Source organism: Listeria booriae, from assembly GCF_000766865.1.
Classification (GTDB): domain Bacteria; phylum Bacillota; class Bacilli; order Lactobacillales; family Listeriaceae; genus Listeria_A; species Listeria_A booriae.
Genome location: NZ_JNFA01000025.1, coordinates 231,014 through 248,731, shown reverse-complemented (window position 1 = coordinate 248,731; position 17,718 = coordinate 231,014). Strand labels below are relative to the sequence as shown.

The following is a 17,718-nucleotide window of genomic DNA, read 5'->3' as shown; positions in this document are numbered from 1 at the left end:
CACGGTGCCAAGAAAGCAGGCGCCGTGCATTTTGCTGTAATAGCAGGTAATTTATTGTTTTCGTTGTTCGCGAATCACGTCTGTCATTAACTTATCGATTTCCCGTTTCGAAATGATTTTGTCATTGCTAGGTGCTGCGGGAATTTTTTCAACAGGAAGTAGTTCCATGGTGAAGTCGAAGTCCAGTTGTTGTTTTGTCGCTTTGTTTTGGTAGTGGAAGGTCATGAGTAGCTGCTTCATGCCTTTATCCGCATCGGGATGAACGGTTATCTTTGTATTTAAGTCAATAGCTTTATTTTGTTGTATGTCAGAAAGCCATTGTTGTGTTTTCTTCAAGTTCTGTGACCACGATTTTTTAGCCCCATCTGCCGTAAGCCCCATTACTTCACTGTACAAATTCAAAAAATCTTCATCGCTTTGAAATTCGTCAAGGAGCGCATCGCCGAGATGAACGAGTTCCTGCTTGTCCAATGTTAGTGTAATCGCATCGTCTTTCGTTTGGTAGTGCGTTTTGTCTAGGTCGTTTAGTTCTTTGTAGAGACGGAATGCGGTTTTCTTCTCAATCGCGCTTAGTTGTTCGGATTGATCGTCAACCATTTTCTGATCGATGACTTGGTTTGTTGCGTTTTGTAATGTTTGCAATACGTCGAAATGCTTCTCTTTCAGATTCTTGTTACTAGCAAGAACGCTAGAATATACGGAATTTGTCGTTAAATCCAAGATATTTCGAACTGGAGCTTGCATCTGGAAAAAATCAGCTGCTGGGACGAAAATTTTCCCGGTATTGCCGTTTTCATAGGAGTGAGCAGTGATGTCCATAGCCGGAGCGCCACCAATGTGTAGCCCGTAAGTGTTATACGTTAAATCACGTGGTGTATCACGCGATGTTTTGACGGTTAAGTAACTTTCTTTTAGTGCGTCTGGATTGAGCATCGCAAGTTCAGAAAAACCAGAAATCACCGTTGGGTTTAACTTAAATTCTGCGGTATATTGCTCGTTTTTAATAATATCTCGGAAAGACGACATGAACGCTGATTTTGGCGAACTGCAAGCCGTTAGAAATAATATAATCGCGATTACAATCATCGTAAGTATTAATATTGCCTTCTTCATAAAAAGGTTCCTCCATAAATGTTTCGAAAATATTACGCTATTATAACAGTAACATATCTCACCAAATTCGACAATGCTTCTCTTGCCTAAAAATAAAATCGTATTGAGTGTTTCAAAGCGTGTATTTTGGTACAATGGAGGGGAACGCATCATGCTTGTTTTCTCAACTATGAAATGACTAGTGATAATTAAAAAGGGAGTGAAATACGGGGCTATACTTCACAAATCGGTAATCTTAAAAATTAGTTCATTTCGGATAGTTGTAATTAGATTAGAATTATACTAAACTAGAAACATGCGTAGTGAAAATAATGCGAAAAACTTAGGAGGTAATTTTTAATGTCAACGTTGAAAATTCAAGATTTACATGTTGAAATAGAAGGCAAAGAGATTTTAAAAGGGGTAAACCTAGAAATTTCTACAGGGGAAATCCATGCAATTATGGGACCTAATGGAACTGGTAAATCGACACTATCCTCAGCAATTATGGGGCATCCTAAATATGAAGTAACACAAGGAACAATCGAGTTTGATGGCGAAGACGTTCTAGAAATGGAAGTGGATGAACGCGCTCGTATCGGACTTTTCTTGGCAATGCAATATCCGAGTGAAATTAGTGGGGTAACGAATGCGGAATTCATGCGTGCTGCGATTAACAGCCGTCGTGAAGAAGGTAAAGAAATCCCATTGATGCAATTCATTCGTAAATTAGATGAAAAAATGGCTATTTTGGAAATGGATGAAGAAATGGCTGAGCGTTACCTAAATGAAGGCTTCTCTGGTGGGGAGAAGAAACGTAATGAAATCTTGCAATTACTAATGATCGAACCTAAAATCGCGATTCTTGATGAAATCGATTCTGGTTTGGACATTGATGCGCTTAAAGTTGTATCTAAAGGGATTAACGAAATGCGCGGCGAAGGATTCGGTTGCTTGATTATCACCCATTACCAACGCCTGCTTAACTACATCGAACCTGATTTCGTACACGTGATGATGCAAGGTAAAGTTGTGAAAAGCGGTGGTTCTGAACTTGCGAAACGTCTAGAGCTTGAAGGTTATGACTGGATTAAGCAAGAACTTGGAATTGAATTGGAAGAAGAAGAAACAGTTGACCAACAATAAGAAAGTGAGGAATTAAATCATGACAGAAAATTTAGCTGTAAAAGATGATTTTATCCGTGCTTTTTCAGGCGATTTAGGTGAGCCTAGCTGGTTAACAGAGCTACGGATAAACGCATGGCAACAAGCTTCAGAATTAGCTTTGCCATTTGTAGATAAAACGAAAATTGATCGTTGGAATTTCACGAAGTTTGAGAAGTATGAAGCGTTTCAAGCTGGTGTGACGAACGAAGCATTACCAGAGAGCGTGCAAGCGTTAATTAATGAAGATGCGAATGTGTATGTTCAGATTGATAATCGCCCGGCACGACTTCATTTAAGTCAAGATTTAATCGATGCAGGCGTGATTTTTACAGATATTATTACGGCGGCTGTGAAGCATCCTGAATTGGTTCAGAAGTATTTCATGAAAGAAGCGGTGAAAGTGGATGAAAGTCGCTTAACTGCTTTCCATACAGCGCTTGTAAACGGTGGGCTTTTCTTGTATGTTCCGAAGAATGTAGAAGTAAAAGAGCCAATGCAAGCTGTGTTTGCTCATAAAAACGCGGCGTCTCCATTGGTGAATCATGTGTTAATCGTGGCGGATGATAATAGCGCGGTGACTTATGTGGAGAACTATGTGACGCTTGACGCGGACAATAAAGGCATTGTGAACATTGTGGCGGAAGTTATCGCAGAAAACAATGCACAAATTAAATTCGGTGCGGTGGACAACTTAGGAAGCGGTGCGGTAGCTTATGTGAACCGTCGCGGGCATGTTGGCAACGACAGCCGTTTGGAGTGGGCGCTTGGTTTGATGAATGACGGCGACACGATTAATGAGAATACGACGAACTTGATGGGTAACGGCTCTGTAAGTGACGTGAAAACTGTGACGGTTGGTCGTGGCAAACAAACGCAAAATATTACGACGCGCGTGACGCATTATGGCCTAGCTTCTTTAGGTACGATTTTGTCACACGGTGTTATGAAAGATAGCGCAACAACGATTTTTAACGGTATTGGGCATATTAAGCACGGTGCGTCGAAATCGGATGCGCAACAAGAATCTCGCGTGTTAATGCTTAGTCCAAAAGCGCGTGGGGATGCGAATCCAATTCTTTTGATTGACGAGAACGATGTAGTGGCAGGACATGCGGCGTCTGTTGGTCGTGTTGATCCGCTACAACTGTTTTACTTGATGAGTCGCGGGGTTTCTAAAGAAGAAGCTGAACGCCTTGTTATTCATGGTTTCTTAGACCCAGTTGTGCGCCAACTACCAATCGAAAGCGTGAAACTTCAACTAAAAGAAGTTATCGAAGGGAAAGTGCGCTAAATGATCGATACGCCAAAATTGCAAGCTGATTTTCCGATTTTAAAGCAAGAGGTCAATGAAAAACCGCTCGCTTATCTGGATAATGCGGCTACTTCCCAAAAACCGAAGCAAGTCTTGGATGCTGTCATGAAATATTATGAATGGGATAATGCGAATGTTCATCGGGGCGTGCATACATTGGCGGCTCGTGCGACGGATGCGTATGAAGGAAGCCGTGAGAAGGTTGCCCGCTTTATTGGGGCACGTGCGACGGCGGAAGTTATTTTTACGCGGGGGACGACGACGGCGATTAATATCGTGGCAAATAGTTACGGTACGGCGAACTTAGAACCTGGCGATGAGATTGTGATTTCTTATTTGGAACATCATAGTAATTTGATTCCGTGGCAACAACTAGCGAAGCGGACGGGAGCCAAGTTGGTATATATCGATTTGGACGCGGACGCGACGGTTACGGTGGAAGCTGCGCGCAAAGTTATCAATACCAAAACGAAGATTGTGGCGATTGCCCATGTGTCAAACGTGATTGGCTCAATTGCACCGGTTCGCGAGATTGCGGACTTGGCGCATGCGGTAGGCGCGGTGATTCTTGTGGACGGTGCGCAGGCTGTGCCTCACATGAAAGTTGACGTCGTTGCGCTGGATGCTGATTTCTATGCGTTTTCGGGGCATAAGATGATGGCTCCGACGGGAATTGGTGTGTTGTACGGGAAGCAAGAAGTGCTTGATGCGATGGCACCTAGCGAATTTGGCGGGGAAATGATTGATTTTGTGGAACTGTACGATTCGACTTGGAAGCCGTTGCCGTGGAAATTCGAAGCGGGGACGCCAAATATTGCGGGAGCGATTGGTTTAGGCGTTGCGGTAGATTATTTGGAGTCGCTTGGTTTGGATGCGGTACATGCGCATGAGCAAGTTTTGACGGCGTATGCGTTGGAAGAGATGCAGAAGCTAGATGGCATTACGATATATGGTCCACTTGATGCAGCTAAGCGTTGCGGATTGATTACATTTAACTTAGAAGGCGCGCATCCGCATGATATTGCGACCGTTTTGGATGAGGAAGGCGTAGCTATTCGTGCAGGACATCACTGTGCGCAACCGCTAATGAAATGGCTAGATGTTTCTTCAACGGCGCGCGTCAGTTTTTACGTCTATAATACAAAGCAAGAGGTTGACCAATTCATTGAAGGCCTCAAGCTAACAAAGGAGTATTTCGGATTATGAGTAGTCGCAAATTAGACCAATTGTATCGCCAAGTCATAATGGATCATTACAAAAATCCGCGTAACAACGGCACATTAGACGACGAAAGTGTGACGATTGACCTCAACAACCCAACATGCGGTGACGAAATTCATCTCCATCTCAAAATGGAAGACCAAATTATCACCGATGCAAAATTTACAGGTAGCGGATGCTCGATTTCGATGGCCAGTGCTTCGATGATGACTGAAAGCATTATTGGCAAATCTGAAAAAGAGGCACTCAAAATGTCGCGTGATTTTTCCGAAATGGTACAAGGTCACGAACACGATATCGTGGATGAAAATGGCGATGTCGAGGCATTAGCTGGTGTTGCTAAATTTCCAGCCCGAATCAAATGCGCCACACTTTCTTGGAAAGCAATGGAGCGCGCGATTTTTGAATTCGAAGGATCGAAATAAGCTTTAAGGAGGAATGAACAATGACTGAAATTCCAGAAATTGGAGAATACCAGTATGGTTTTCACGATAAAGATACATCTGTTTTCCGTACAGAACGCGGCCTAACAGAAGATATAGTAAGAGAAATTTCCGGCATTAAAGAAGAACCAGAATGGATGTTAGATTTCCGTTTGAAGTCTTTAGAACAATTTTACAAAATGCCGATGCCGCAATGGGGTGGCGACCTGTCCGAACTGAAATTTGAAGACATTCGTTATTACGTGAAGCCTTCAGATCACACCGTTCGCGATTGGGACGAGGTTCCTGAAGAAATCAAGCGTACGTTTGATAAACTAGGAATTCCTGAAGCCGAGCAGAAATATTTAGCCGGTGCTTCCGCGCAGTACGAATCCGAAGTTGTGTATCACAACATGAAGCAAGACCTAGAAGACATGGGAATTGTTTTTAAAGATACAGACTCTGCTTTAAAAGAAAACGAAGACTTGTTCCGCGAATATTTTTCAAAAGTTATCCCGCCAAGTGATAACAAATTCGCAGCGCTAAACTCAGCAGTATGGTCCGGTGGTTCATTCATTTACGTTCCAAAAGGAATCAAAGTGGATACGCCGCTTCAAGCTTACTTCCGTATTAACTCCGAGAACATGGGGCAATTCGAGCGTACACTAATCATAGTTGACGAAGGCGGCAGTGTAAACTACGTAGAAGGCTGTACAGCACCGGTTTACACGACAAACTCGCTTCACTCAGCAGTTGTTGAAATCATTGTTAAACGCGATGCTTATTGCCGTTACACAACGATTCAAAACTGGGCAAACAACGTCTACAATCTCGTAACAAAACGTACTTTCTGTGATGAAAATGCGACAATGGAATGGATTGACGGAAATATCGGTTCGAAATTAACGATGAAATACCCAGCCGTTCATTTACGCGGTGAAGGTGCTCGTGGTATGACACTATCCATCGCGATTGCTGGTAAAGGACAACGCCAAGACGCCGGAGCAAAAATGCTTCACTTAGCGCCAAACACGTCGTCTACCATCGTTTCTAAATCGATTTCCAAACAAGGCGGTAACGTAACCTATCGCGGTATCGTGCACTTTGGCCGTAATTCAGCAGGATCGCGCTCTAACATTGAGTGTGACACGCTAATTATGGACAACGCGTCGACATCAGATACTATTCCATACAACGAAATTTTAAATAGCGACATCTCATTAGAGCATGAAGCAAAAGTTTCGAAAGTATCCGAAGAGCAATTGTTCTACTTGATGAGCCGTGGTGTTAGTGAAGAAGAAGCGACAGAAATGATTGTTATGGGCTTCATTGAGCCATTTACAAAAGAATTACCAATGGAATATGCAGTAGAAATGAACCGCTTGATTAAGTTTGAGATGGAAGGTTCTATTGGTTAATAAAATATCAGACAGGGATTCCTATTATTGGAGTTCCTGTTTTTCTTTACAAATCTTGTTGTAGAGATTAAAATAAAAGACGAACATATGTTTTTTGGAGGGCTTGATCGTGGAAACTGAGCTGAAGCAGAAATTAAAAACGTTGCCAGAGCGGCCGGGATGTTATATTTACCGGGATAGAAAAGGCGAGATTTTATATATTGGCAAGTCCAAAAATCTTAAAAAGCGTGTAAAGTCTTATTTCACCAAAACGCAGGTTGGAAAGACGGCACGCTTAGTTCGTCATATTTATGATTATGAGTTGATTATTACGGATTCGGAGCAAGAGGCGTTGTTGCTTGAAATGACGCTGATTATGAAGTATCAGCCTCCGTATAATGTGATGTTGAAAGATGAAATTCGTTATTCGTATTTGAAGATTACGAACGAAGAAAATCCGCATTTGGAAGTGACGAAAGATATTGAAAAGGACGGAGCGCTTTATTTTGGCCCGTATGCTAGCCGTTATCTTGTCGCGGAAACGCAGGAATTTTTGCAGAAGATTTATCCGCTTTGTCATTGTTCGGGGAAGAAGGGGCGGCCTTGTTTTTACTATCATTTGGGGATGTGTATTGGTCCTTGTGCGCGCGATGTGACGAAAGGGGAGTATGATGCGCAGATTAAGCGGATTAGCAGTTTCTTGAATGGTGGGCAGAAAGATGTGAAGCGCGATCTTGAAAAACGGATGCAGCTACAGATGGATAATCTAGAATTTGAGCGTGCGAAAGAAACGCATGAGCTGATGCATGTGTTAGATCGCGTGACGGAGAAGCAAAAAGTGATTATGCGTGATTCAGGGCATCGTGATGTTGTTCATTTTGCGGTAAGCGGGCAGTTTTGTGCGATTCAGGTTTTCTTTGTGCGGAATGGAGCGATTGTCGGTAGGAGCGCCAATGTGTTCGAATTTGTGAGTGATGTGAACAATATGATTGAGAGTTTTTTACTGACTTTTTATCATCATCCGAATCATTTATTGCCGAAAGAATTGCTCGTTCCGGAGCAGCTGGACACGAAATTGTTGGCGAATGCGCTTGGTATTAAAGTGCGGGTGCCAAGAAAAGGCGAGAAGAAGGCATTGCTTGAACTCGTACATGAGAATGCGAAAAGTGCGCTGGCGGCTCATTTTAAAATGTTGGATTATGCGGATGAGCTGGAGGATTAGGCTGTTTTGTTTCGCTTGACTTTCGGTAGCGTCATCGGCTATAATTCAGAGCTGGGCTGATTTTTAGAGAAATCGGTCTAAACGTATCTAATAAGGAGGAGTTTCATGGAACAGGAATACATCGAATTAGTAGGTGCAAGAGAAAATAACTTGAAAAATGTCTCATTACGCATCCCAAAACGCAAAATCACAATCTTTACAGGGGTGTCAGGTTCTGGTAAGTCATCGATTGTGTTCGGCACGATTGCCACAGAATCACAAAGACAACTGAATGAAACATATAGTAGCTTTATTCGAACTTTTCTACCAAAGTATCGGCAACCAGATGCAGACAAAATTGAAAATCTTTCGACATCTGTAATTATCGATCAAAAACGACTTGGCGGGAATTCCCGTTCGACATTAGGAACGATTACTGATATTAATCCGATTATTCGCTTATTATTCTCACGTATCGGCAAGCCTGAAATCGGCGGCTCTAACTTGTTTTCTTTCAATGATCCAGGCGGTATGTGTCCGGATTGTCATGGTGTTGGTCGCAAAATTGCTTTAGATTTGGATAAAGTTTTAGATAAAACGAAGTCACTGAATGAAGGTGCGATTCTTTTTCCGACTTTTTCGGTAGGTTCTTGGTATTGGAATCTGTATGCGTTGTCAGGGTTCTTTGATAATGATAAGAAGCTTGAGGATTATACGGAAGATGAGTGGGAGAAGTTTTTGTATGGAAAAGATATTAAGATTATGATGGAACTACCAACGGGTCAGATGAACACGGCGTATGAGGGTTTGGTGGAGAAGTTTGATCGATTATATATTAATAAAGATGGCGACATGGCGGAATCTACGAAGAAGCGAGTAGCTTTGTTTACGTCTGATGTGCATTGTCCGACTTGTGATGGAACGCGTCTGTCGCAACAAGCCCTTTCTTGCAAAATTGATGGTCAAAATATCGCGGATTATACGGCGATGCAAATTGATGAATTGATTCCAGTTGTGAAAGCGATTAAAGATGTAGAGGCGCAATCGATGACTACTAGTATTGCAGAGCGTTTGCAGCATCTCGTTGATATCGGGCTTGATTATGTAAGCTTGGATCGTGAGACGACGACGCTTTCTGGTGGGGAATCGCAACGTGTGAAGATGGTTCGCCATTTGACCAGTAGTTTGACAGACTTGCTCTATATTTTTGATGAGCCGAGTGTTGGCTTGCATCCGCGCGATGTCCATCGATTAAACGAACTTTTGCAGAAGTTGCGAGACAAGGGGAATACGGTTATTGTCGTGGAGCATGATCCGGACGTGATTAAGATTGCTGACCATATTGTTGATGTTGGCCCGCATGCTGGGAAACAGGGCGGCGAAATCATGTTTGAAGGCACATTTGAGGATCTTTTGAAGTCTGATACGCTAACTGGAAATCATATGAACAACAAGATTGAGCTAAAAGATAAAGTGCGCCAAGCAAGTGGAAAACTGCCTGAGGTGCATACTTCTTTGCATAATTTGAAAGACGTTCGGGTGGAAATCCCAGAAGGAATTTTGTCGGTAGTGACTGGTGTTGCAGGTTCTGGGAAAAGTACGCTAATTAATCAAGTGTTCTTAAAGCAAAATCCAGATGCGATTGTGATTGATCAGTCGGCTGCTCATGCCAATGTTCGCTCCAACTCGGCGACGTATACAGGCATTATGGACACCGTTCGTAAACTGTTTGGGGATGCCAATGGTGTTAGCCCGTCGATGTTTAGTTACAATTCAAAAGGTGCTTGCCCAGAATGTAAAGGGCTAGGCGTGATTTCGATGGATTTAGCATTCATGGAAGCGATTCGAACACCTTGTGAAGCCTGTGGCGGCAAACGATTCCAAGAAGAAGTTTTGCAATATACGTTAAGTGATAAGTCGATTAGCGATGTTTTGGAAATGAATGTTACGGAAGCTTTGGCGTTTTTCGAAAATAAGAAAATTACGAAGAAGCTGCAGGCGATGGAGGACGTGGGACTTGGCTATATTGCGCTAGGTCAGTCGCTAAATACATTGTCTGGCGGGGAATGCCAACGCTTGAAGCTGGCAAACGAGCTGCATAAAAAGGGCAGTATTTATGTGATGGACGAGCCAACGACAGGACTGCACATGTCTGATATTACGCACATTCTTGAAATCATGAATCGTCTGGTGGACAAAGGAAATACAGTCATCATCATCGAGCATAATTTGGACATCATCCGCAACGCCGACTGGATTATCGATCTCGGCCCTGAAGGCGGAAGTAAAGGCGGCCAAATCCTCTTTGAAGGAACGCCGGCCGATCTAAAAGCAAACAAGGTTTCATTAACAGCACAGTATATATAATGCAAGAACTTGAGGGCTAACGCGAGCTCTCAAGTTTTTTTATACTATATAATTCGTGTAAAGTGCTTCACTTTGGGGAAAGGGTTATAATAGTGGTGTAGCAACCGTTTCCACTCAAGGTAGGCATCGGATTGACGGAAGCCTTCTGTGTGGGCTTCGAGCGTTTCCCAACGAACAAGCAATAAATAATCTGTCTCGTTTTCTAGGCATTTATGCAATTCGTGGTCGATATAGCCGGGAATCGAGGTAATATATGCAGAAGCTACCTTGAAATCTTGTTCAAAGGAATCTGTATCACCTTGCGTTACTTGCAACATAGCGCTTTCCAAAATCATTGTTAGCCCTCATTTCTAAAAATTAAAAGTAGGTGTAAAAAATGAATTTAAACTACTATAATACATTTATTCTTGTAGCAGAAGATAGCTCAGCGAATTATGGCGAAATTCCAAATATAAAACGAGCGAAAAAAACAATAGGTGAGATTCAATTTGAGCTTTTGTATCGAAATGATTATAAATATACGCAAGAAGAGGTTCTTTTTGAGACACATATGCGGCATAAAGAAATTCCAGAGAGTGAACGAGCGGCGGAAAAAGAGGCGTTTTTTGCGAAGAGTCAAGCGTGTATGCGGACTTCGCCACTTGGGAAAAAATATGGTTGGGGACTACATTTTAATGAAGACGGGTATGTGAAATTGGTTGCGGTGGAAAGTGATGAATATCAAGATTTTGCTAATCAAAAAGACTTAACGATTACGCGTGCTATGAAATCTAAAAGATAGAGAGGAGTCGGTTTTTGATGATAACAATCGGATTAACGGGTTGGAGTGACCATGATACGTTATATGCGAGTGCAAGTAAACACAAATTAGAGGACTATGCGGGGAATTTTCCGATGGTTGAGGTGGATACGAGTTTTTATGCGATTCCATCTCCTTCGACAACGGAGCGTTGGGTAGAGCGGACACCAGAAGAGTTTTCTTTTGTTGTGAAGGCTTTTCAAGCGATGACCAAACATAAGGAATGGCAACAATATTATGATTCAGAAACAGAGATGTACCGCCGTTTTATGGATGCTATTGCGCCGATGAGTGAGCAGGGTCGGTTGAAAGCTATCTTGTTTCAGTTTCCGCCTTATTTCGGTTGCACCCGAGAAAATGTGAACTATTTACGGATGCTTCGTGAAAAAATGGGAGACTTACCGCTTTCTATCGAATTTCGTAACAAAACGTGGTATACCGAAAATACAACGACAAAAACGCTCGAATTATTGCGGGAGTTAGGATTTATTCACACGGTTGTCGATGAGCCACAAGTGGGGAATGGAAGTGTCCCTATCGTGTTGAAAGCGACGAATGATGCGATGACATTAATTAGACTGCATGGAAGAAATAGTGCGGGTTGGATGAAAGCGAACAGTCCAGAATGGCGCGAAGTCCGAACTTTGTATCGATATAATGAAGAAGAAATTAATTACTGGGCGGAAAATATTCGTTACTTGCAAAAACAATCAAAAGAAATTATTGTGATTTTCAATAATAATTCTGGTGGGGATGCTGCAGATAATGCGAAACATTTGCAGCAGGCATTGAATATTTCCTATGAAGGATTAGCGCCGATGCAGATGAATTTGTTTGATATATGATTTTTAGGCGGGTGGGAATGGATTTCCTGCCCTTATTTTGATTTCTTTAAGAGCTTTTTGGATAGAATAACACGAATTGGTTTCTAGTTTGCTTTTATTGGTGTTTAAAGTTGAAAAAAATACTTAATGTGTTATAATAGATAAAAATGAACGAAGGAGAGATTCAGATGACAAGAAATAATACAACATTACCCGTTCCCCCAAGCCTCGAAAGAATTACAGTTACAAACGAAGCAGAAATAATGGAGAAACTCCGAGAGTCCGAATTAGATAAACAACAAGGACGTGTGATGTCTTCAAACGATGGATGGGCGATGCTCGGGATGCCTGCCGTTAAGCGAGTATAAGCCTATGAGAAGCACACCACAGATTGAATGGACAATGGCTTTTCAAGAAGATGTAGCAGAAGTTTTTCATTTTTTAGAGTATCAGTATTGTAGTGAGAGTCAGAAGAATAAATTGTGGGAGAAGCTGAACCGGACGCAAGAGAAGCTCGCTTTATTTCCTGGAGTGGGAATTCTTTTAGATGATCGCGAGTATACAAGAGCGTATCGGCGAGTTCGGATGGGCTCCACATACTATATTTTTTATGAAGTCGATGCGTTCGCCGAGAAGGTGATTTTGCATCGGCTTTTAGCACAAGCGCGGAATTATGAGGTGCTTATACGTGAAGCAGTAGCGGAATATGTTGATGTAGATTAAAAAACAGTAGGTTCTCCTCGTGAAATAGGAGGAAAATACCTACTGTTGTTTTTTAACCTGTTGTTCCAATTAAGAAACTGATTGTTAAGATGATAAGAACAATGGCGGTAATAGCTACGTACAAATAATCTTTTTCTTTTAGGAAGGTGACGAAGGATACGAGTACGCGCAGGACTGGTGTTAGAATTAAGCAGAACAGGCCGAACATGACAATCGCGTATGGTTTGAATTGGGCGATGCCGTCAAAGATAGCGGTGAGCGTTGTTGGATAGGTTGTTCCTGGGTAGCCGCTTGTTCCTGTGAACATGAGGAGTAATAAGCCGATGAGAATGATTGCTGCGCTTAGTAAGACACCGATGCGAAGTAAGGTACTGACAATGGCTTCGACGCGGTGCATTTCTTCGTCTGTCGTTGATTTGTTATCTACCATCTATATCCACCCCAATCCTTCTAAAATCATTTGCAACGCGACATAAATCAGTACCGGAATGAAGACGAGACGGATGACTTTGCTTTTTAGTCGTTGCATAATGCGAGTGCCTATTGTCGCGCCGATTAGGACGCCGATTGCGACGGGGCCTGCGATCATTGGATCAATGTCCCCTCTGAACAGGTAGACCATGGCACTGGCTGCTGCTGTTACGCCCATCATTAAATTACTTGTTGCGCTGGACACTTTTAGTGGCATTTTCATGAAGACGTCAAGTGCCATTACTTTGAACGCGCCGCTACCGATGCCGAGCAATCCACTGGCAATACCCGCGCCGTACATAACGCCGAATCCAGCTGGGACATTAGCTACTTGATAGTCGATGTTTTTTCGAAGTGCTTTGTCATAATAGGAATCGTGTAGCCGTAATTTTGTCGCAATTGGGTCGGGTTTCACGTTTGTTGGGAATTCTGAGCCGACTTTTTTAATCATGGTAATCGCAGAATAAAGTAGAAGTAGACCGAAAATCATGTAGAGTGCGGTGGCTGAGAGTAGTCCGCCGACGAAAGCCCCTGTAATTGCTCCGAGCGTGGTGGCGATTTCTAAAAACATGCCAACACGTAGGTTTGTAATTCGATCTTTTATGTATGCGATAGCTGAGCCGCTACTTGTCGCAATGACAGAGATGATACTTGCGCCAATCGCGTACTTGATATCAATGCCAAAAAGCAAGGTAAGTGCTGGCGTTACAATGATTCCCCCGCCTAATCCAAGGACGGAACCCAATATCCCTGCAAAAATAGCAATCAATAATAACGCAAAAATTTGATAGATATCCACGAAGTTATCCCTCCTTTATTTCGTATACTTTCCATCATACGCTTTTTTTTAGTTGTTGAAAAGGTAAACAGTGGACAAATCCCAGCTTTGTTACGTGTCAAAATGCACGGATTAGGCTACAATAGAAGAAGACAAAGGAAGGGGATGTTACCATGGAACGCTTAACAATTTGGCATACGAACGATATTCATAGCCATCTCGATAAATGGCCGCGGATTTTTACATTTTTACGGGAAAAGCGATTGGCGGCAAAAGATGATTTATTTTTTGATATTGGTGATTTTATTGATCGGGTACATCCTTTTACGGAAGGTTCGATGGGGCAAGGAAATGTGGATTTGCTCAATGCGCTTCCTTTTGATGCGGTGACGATTGGGAATAATGAGGGGGCGGCGTTAGGGCATGAGGAGTTAGAGCATTTGTATGACCGCGCAGAGTTTCCGGTTGTTTGTTGTAATATTTACGAAGATAAGGCGCAAACAGAGCTAGCAAAGTTCGCGAAGTCCTCGATTTATATAACGAAAGCTAATAAAAAAATTGCAGTGATCGGCGCTACGGCGTGTTTTACAGAATATTATGAAGCGCTTGGTTGGGGAATTGAAGAACCAATTCGTGCGATAAAACGGGAAGTTGCGAAGATTTCGGCGGATGTGATTATTTTGCTAAGTCATCTGGGCTTGCCTACGGACGAAAAAATAGCCGAGGAAATCCCAGAAATTGATTTGATTCTTGGCGGGCATACGCATCATTTATTGGAAGAAGGCAAAGTCGTGAATAATACGTTGCTTGCAGCGGCTGGGCGTTGGGGTGAGTATGTTGGCGAAGTGACGGTCGAATTTGATGAAAATACGGGACATATTACGGCAAAACAGGCGCGTGTGTATAAAACAGAGGATTTACCGGCGCCTCCAAATGAGGAGGATCAAGTAGAAGCCTTTTTAGCGCAAGGCAAGGCCGAACTTAGTCAAAAAGTGGTTGCACTTCCGCATCAATTAGAGCATAATTGGTTTAAACGTTCTGCGGTTTCGGATTTGTTTCACGAGGCGGCTTGTGAGTGGACGAAAGCTGATACTTTTTTGACGAATGCAGGAATTTATATGACGGATTTGCCACGCGGTGTTGTGACGGCGTATGATATTCACCAGTTGTTGCCGCATCCGCTTAATTTTATTGTGTTGTCGATGACGGGGATTGAGCTGGATGTTCTGATTCGCGAAATTGCGCAGAAAGAGGCAGAGTTACGAGATATTCCATTACGGGGATTTGGTTTCCGCGGGGAGATTTTTGGCGCTATTTTAACGTCTAGGATGTCTTTTGATGCGGATAATGACATCGCTTTGTGGGATGAAAAGGCGATTAATCCTGAGAAAATTTATCGGATCGCGACACATGATACGTTTGTGTATGCACCGTTTTTCCCAATTATAAAACGGGTAACGCAAAAGGAAGTATACACGCCAGAGTTATTGCGTGATGTGATGACTTGGAAGTTAAAAGAAAAATATGGTGGGGGGCAAGACCAATGATTACGATTCAAAACCAGACATACGAATTAATTGAAGACAACCGTGAAGCTTTTGATGAGGAGGCTTTTACAGAACGGTATAGCGATATTTTGTCGCGTTATGATTATATTGTGGGCGATTGGGGCTACGACCAGCTTCGATTAAAAGGTTTTTTTGATGATGATAATCGCAAGGCCACATACGACACGAAAATCAGTACGTTAAAGGAATACTTGTATGAGTATTGCAATTTTGGTTGTAAGTATTTTGTGATTAAAAAAGTAGCGAAATAGAAAGAGGTTAGGATTTTGAAATATGATGGCTATTTGATTGATTTAGATGGAACGATGTATCTTGGAAGTGAGCCGATTAAAGAGGCGCAGGGCTTTATTGAGAAATTGGATCAGGCGCATATTCCGTATTTATATGTGACGAATAATTCTTCGAAGACGCCAGAACAAGTGGCGGCAACCTTGCGGAAATTCGATATTCCTGCGACGACGAACCAAGTGTTTACAACATCGCAAGCGACAGTAGCTTTCATGGAGAAACAAGAGGGGCGCGATAAAACGGTATTTCTTATTGGCGAGGAAGGTGTGCGGCACGAGATTGAAAAAGCGGGATTCACGATTACTTCTGAAAATCCGGATTTTGTCGTGATGGGAATTGATCGCGATATTAACTATGAGAAGCTAGCGACGGCGACGATGGCTGTTCGTGCGGGCGCGATGTTTATTTCGACAAATGGGGATGCGGCAATTCCGACGGAGCGTGGTTTGTTACCTGGAAATGGCTCGATTACGTCTGTTGTGACGGTGGCTACGGGTGTGCAACCGATTTTTATTGGAAAGCCAGAAGCGATAATTATGGAGCAGGCAATTGTGCGTTTAGGCGTGGATAAATCGCGAGTGATTATGGTTGGCGATAATTATGAGACGGATATTTTAGCGGGGATTCGTTTTGGTATCGATACGCTGATTGTGCATACTGGTTTTACTTCTCCGGAACAATTGGCAACGAAGGAAATTCAACCGATACACCGTGTGATGAATTTGGCGGAATGGGAATTATAAAGCAGTGGCTGTGAGTGGGAAGGGATGACGTAGATGGCTGTATTTAATGATTTTTTTGTTGTTTTTTTGATTGTCATGACGGCGTTTTTTGTGGCGAGTGAATTTGCGATTGTGGCCATTCGGAAACCTACTGTATTGCAGCTACTGGAGAGCGGGAAACCTGGTGCCAAGTATGTGGCGCAAGTAACATCAAATATGAATGATTATTTGGCGGCGTGCCAACTCGGAAACACGCTCGCGGCACTTGCCATGGGGTGGGTCGGCGAGGCGACGATGCGGAGTTGGTTACAGCCTTTATTTGATTTGTTACCGATTCCTGCATCAATTGAAGGACCGATTGCGGTTTTTGTTGCCTTTATTTTGGTCACGTTTTTGAATGTGGTACTGGGAGAGCTTGCTCCGAAGACATTTACGATTCATAGCACGGAAAAAGTAGCGATGTTTATTGCGCGACCACTTGTTTGGTGGTATTACATAACTTTTCCGCTTAATTGGTTGCTCAATCATTCGGCGAACTTGATTACGCGGATGTTTGGTGTGAAGTCGGACGCGGACTTGGACCGGATGACGCCAACGGAACTCAAAATTATATTTGAAGATAGTTACCGTCAAGGTCTGCTAAATCCGCAAGAGTTTCGCTATATGCAGAATATTTTCAAATTAGACGATGTTCCAGCGCAGGAAGTGATGATTCCACGAACGAAGATGGTGACGATTAGTAAGGCTAGCACAGTGCAGGATTTACTGGCATTGACGGCCGATGAGACGTATCATATTTTTCCAGTGACGGAAGAGCGCGATAAGGATCATATCGTTGGGATGCTTCAAGTTAGTGCGGTGATGGCGGGGCTAGGACGCGATTTAGCGATTTTAGATCAGCCGATAGAGAAATTTATGACGCCGATTATGCAAGTTTTTGAAGGGATGAAATTGCAGGAGTTGCTTTTTAGAATGCAGCAGGAAGGGCAGACTTTTGTTATTTTAATGGACGAATATGGTGGCACTTCGGGGCTTGTGACGCTGGAAGATGTGATGGAAGTCATTGTCGGGGATATGGAAGAGGTGAACGGGGCACAAGGGATTCGTAAGGTCGCTGACGGGCATTTTATTGTGCAGGGTCATGAACCGCTCGTTTCTGTAGAGGAAGCGCTTGGCATTGAACTAAGCAGTCCAGGCGTCCACACGCTTTCCGGCTGGCTTCTTTATCAAAAATTCAACCTTGAGGCAGGCGATTATTTGGAAGAGGAGAATTGGCGTTTTGTGGTTCGTAGCATGAATAAGAATTCGATTCGCCAAGTGGAAATTATACGTCAACATACAAAAGAAACATCGCAACCGTAATCAT

Annotated in this window: 19 protein-coding genes; 15 read left to right on the top strand and 4 right to left on the bottom strand. The window is 42.9% G+C overall.

What is annotated here, in order from left to right; all coding sequences use genetic code 11:
- Window positions 1–51: 51 nt before the first annotated feature.
- A complete protein-coding gene (locus EP57_RS12385) occupies window positions 52–1,113 on the bottom strand; it encodes an Lmo2079 family surface lipoprotein (protein WP_036087177.1) in 1,062 nt (353 codons plus the stop codon).
- A 339-nt stretch (window positions 1,114–1,452) separates the two neighbouring features.
- Here EP57_RS12385 and sufC point away from each other — a divergent pair, with 339 nt between their 5' ends.
- The 7 genes from sufC (at window position 1,453) to EP57_RS12350 (ending at window position 10,179) form a co-directional block, all read left to right on the top strand.
- Window positions 1,453–2,238: a Fe-S cluster assembly ATPase SufC gene (sufC, locus tag EP57_RS12380; protein WP_036087176.1), complete on the top strand. Its 786-nt coding sequence runs from the start codon at window positions 1,453–1,455 to the stop codon at window positions 2,236–2,238.
- 19 nt (window positions 2,239–2,257) lie between these two features.
- Window positions 2,258–3,550 (top strand): Fe-S cluster assembly protein SufD, encoded by a 1,293-nt coding sequence (gene sufD / locus EP57_RS12375; protein WP_036087175.1) that lies wholly within the window; start codon window positions 2,258–2,260, stop codon window positions 3,548–3,550.
- On the top strand, window positions 3,551–4,777 hold the full coding sequence (locus EP57_RS12370) for a cysteine desulfurase (protein WP_036087173.1): 1,227 nt from the start codon (window positions 3,551–3,553) through the stop codon (window positions 4,775–4,777). It begins immediately after the preceding gene.
- The gene (sufU, locus tag EP57_RS12365; protein ID WP_036087171.1) at window positions 4,774–5,217 is read left to right on the top strand and encodes a Fe-S cluster assembly sulfur transfer protein SufU; all 444 of its coding nucleotides are present in this window, start codon (window positions 4,774–4,776) and stop codon (window positions 5,215–5,217) included. Before EP57_RS12370 ends, sufU begins: the two co-directional genes overlap by 4 nt.
- 20 nt (window positions 5,218–5,237) lie before the next feature.
- Window positions 5,238–6,632 carry a Fe-S cluster assembly protein SufB gene (gene sufB / locus EP57_RS12360; protein WP_036087170.1) on the top strand — a complete coding sequence of 465 codons (1,395 nt, stop codon included), beginning with the start codon at window positions 5,238–5,240 and terminating at the stop codon, window positions 6,630–6,632.
- A 109-nt stretch (window positions 6,633–6,741) separates the two neighbouring features.
- Complete coding sequence (uvrC, locus tag EP57_RS12355) at window positions 6,742–7,833, top strand: excinuclease ABC subunit UvrC (RefSeq protein ID WP_036087169.1); 1,092 nt, start codon at window positions 6,742–6,744, stop codon at window positions 7,831–7,833.
- Between the two features lie 105 nt (window positions 7,834–7,938).
- Window positions 7,939–10,179 carry an ATP-binding cassette domain-containing protein gene (locus EP57_RS12350; RefSeq protein WP_036087168.1) on the top strand — a complete coding sequence of 747 codons (2,241 nt, stop codon included), beginning with the start codon at window positions 7,939–7,941 and terminating at the stop codon, window positions 10,177–10,179.
- 44 nt (window positions 10,180–10,223) lie between these two features.
- Here the strand turns inward: EP57_RS12350 and EP57_RS12345 are convergent, their stop codons facing one another.
- The gene (locus tag EP57_RS12345) at window positions 10,224–10,514 is read right to left on the bottom strand and encodes an antibiotic biosynthesis monooxygenase family protein (RefSeq protein WP_036087166.1); all 291 of its coding nucleotides are present in this window, start codon (window positions 10,512–10,514) and stop codon (window positions 10,224–10,226) included.
- A 41-nt stretch (window positions 10,515–10,555) separates the two neighbouring features.
- Here EP57_RS12345 and EP57_RS12340 point away from each other — a divergent pair, with 41 nt between their 5' ends.
- From EP57_RS12340 to EP57_RS12325, 4 genes are all read left to right on the top strand, one after another.
- A complete protein-coding gene (locus tag EP57_RS12340; RefSeq protein WP_036087165.1) occupies window positions 10,556–10,960 on the top strand; it encodes a DUF6157 family protein in 405 nt (134 codons plus the stop codon).
- A 17-nt stretch (window positions 10,961–10,977) separates the two neighbouring features.
- On the top strand, window positions 10,978–11,823 hold the full coding sequence (locus EP57_RS12335; RefSeq protein ID WP_036087163.1) for a DUF72 domain-containing protein: 846 nt from the start codon (window positions 10,978–10,980) through the stop codon (window positions 11,821–11,823).
- 167 nt (window positions 11,824–11,990) lie between these two features.
- On the top strand, window positions 11,991–12,170 hold the full coding sequence (locus tag EP57_RS16990; protein WP_036087160.1) for a hypothetical protein: 180 nt from the start codon (window positions 11,991–11,993) through the stop codon (window positions 12,168–12,170).
- A gap of 4 nt (window positions 12,171–12,174) precedes the next feature.
- Window positions 12,175–12,525, top strand: coding sequence for a type II toxin-antitoxin system RelE/ParE family toxin (locus EP57_RS12325; protein ID WP_036087158.1), 351 nt, complete (start codon window positions 12,175–12,177; stop codon window positions 12,523–12,525).
- A gap of 52 nt (window positions 12,526–12,577) precedes the next feature.
- Here the strand turns inward: EP57_RS12325 and EP57_RS12320 are convergent, their stop codons facing one another.
- A complete protein-coding gene (locus tag EP57_RS12320) occupies window positions 12,578–12,955 on the bottom strand; it encodes a DUF1634 domain-containing protein (protein WP_036087156.1) in 378 nt (125 codons plus the stop codon).
- Window positions 12,956–13,795 carry a sulfite exporter TauE/SafE family protein gene (locus tag EP57_RS12315; protein ID WP_036087154.1) on the bottom strand — a complete coding sequence of 280 codons (840 nt, stop codon included), beginning with the start codon at window positions 13,793–13,795 and terminating at the stop codon, window positions 12,956–12,958.
- A gap of 152 nt (window positions 13,796–13,947) precedes the next feature.
- Between EP57_RS12315 and EP57_RS12310 the strand changes: the two genes are divergently transcribed.
- The 4 genes from EP57_RS12310 to EP57_RS12295 are packed head-to-tail and all read left to right on the top strand — an operon-like array spanning window position 13,948 to window position 17,714.
- Entirely contained in the window at window positions 13,948–15,321 is a 1,374-nt protein-coding gene (locus EP57_RS12310) for a bifunctional metallophosphatase/5'-nucleotidase (protein ID WP_036087151.1), read from the top strand.
- Window positions 15,318–15,593 carry a YutD family protein gene (locus EP57_RS12305; protein ID WP_036087149.1) on the top strand — a complete coding sequence of 92 codons (276 nt, stop codon included), beginning with the start codon at window positions 15,318–15,320 and terminating at the stop codon, window positions 15,591–15,593. Before EP57_RS12310 ends, EP57_RS12305 begins: the two co-directional genes overlap by 4 nt.
- A gap of 12 nt (window positions 15,594–15,605) precedes the next feature.
- Window positions 15,606–16,373, top strand: coding sequence for a TIGR01457 family HAD-type hydrolase (locus tag EP57_RS12300; RefSeq protein WP_036087148.1), 768 nt, complete (start codon window positions 15,606–15,608; stop codon window positions 16,371–16,373).
- Window positions 16,374–16,406: 33 nt separating this feature from the next.
- Complete coding sequence (locus EP57_RS12295; RefSeq protein WP_036087145.1) at window positions 16,407–17,714, top strand: hemolysin family protein; 1,308 nt, start codon at window positions 16,407–16,409, stop codon at window positions 17,712–17,714.
- Window positions 17,715–17,718: the final 4 nt, after the last annotated feature.

Coding starts and splice junctions, on each gene's coding strand:
- EP57_RS12385 (WP_036087177.1), bottom strand. CDS start 1,113: ATGAAGAAGGCAATATTAATACTTACGATGATTGTAATCGCGATTATA.
- sufC (WP_036087176.1), top strand. CDS start 1,453: ATGTCAACGTTGAAAATTCAAGATTTACATGTTGAAATAGAAGGCAAA.
- sufD (WP_036087175.1), top strand. CDS start 2,258: ATGACAGAAAATTTAGCTGTAAAAGATGATTTTATCCGTGCTTTTTCA.
- EP57_RS12370 (WP_036087173.1), top strand. CDS start 3,551: ATGATCGATACGCCAAAATTGCAAGCTGATTTTCCGATTTTAAAGCAA.
- sufU (WP_036087171.1), top strand. CDS start 4,774: ATGAGTAGTCGCAAATTAGACCAATTGTATCGCCAAGTCATAATGGAT.
- sufB (WP_036087170.1), top strand. CDS start 5,238: ATGACTGAAATTCCAGAAATTGGAGAATACCAGTATGGTTTTCACGAT.
- EP57_RS12350 (WP_036087168.1), top strand. CDS start 7,939: ATGGAACAGGAATACATCGAATTAGTAGGTGCAAGAGAAAATAACTTG.
- EP57_RS12345 (WP_036087166.1), bottom strand. CDS start 10,514: ATGATTTTGGAAAGCGCTATGTTGCAAGTAACGCAAGGTGATACAGAT.
- EP57_RS12340 (WP_036087165.1), top strand. CDS start 10,556: ATGAATTTAAACTACTATAATACATTTATTCTTGTAGCAGAAGATAGC.
- EP57_RS12335 (WP_036087163.1), top strand. CDS start 10,978: ATGATAACAATCGGATTAACGGGTTGGAGTGACCATGATACGTTATAT.
- EP57_RS16990 (WP_036087160.1), top strand. CDS start 11,991: ATGACAAGAAATAATACAACATTACCCGTTCCCCCAAGCCTCGAAAGA.
- EP57_RS12325 (WP_036087158.1), top strand. CDS start 12,175: ATGAGAAGCACACCACAGATTGAATGGACAATGGCTTTTCAAGAAGAT.
- EP57_RS12320 (WP_036087156.1), bottom strand. CDS start 12,955: ATGGTAGATAACAAATCAACGACAGACGAAGAAATGCACCGCGTCGAA.
- EP57_RS12310 (WP_036087151.1), top strand. CDS start 13,948: ATGGAACGCTTAACAATTTGGCATACGAACGATATTCATAGCCATCTC.
- EP57_RS12305 (WP_036087149.1), top strand. CDS start 15,318: ATGATTACGATTCAAAACCAGACATACGAATTAATTGAAGACAACCGT.
- EP57_RS12295 (WP_036087145.1), top strand. CDS start 16,407: ATGGCTGTATTTAATGATTTTTTTGTTGTTTTTTTGATTGTCATGACG.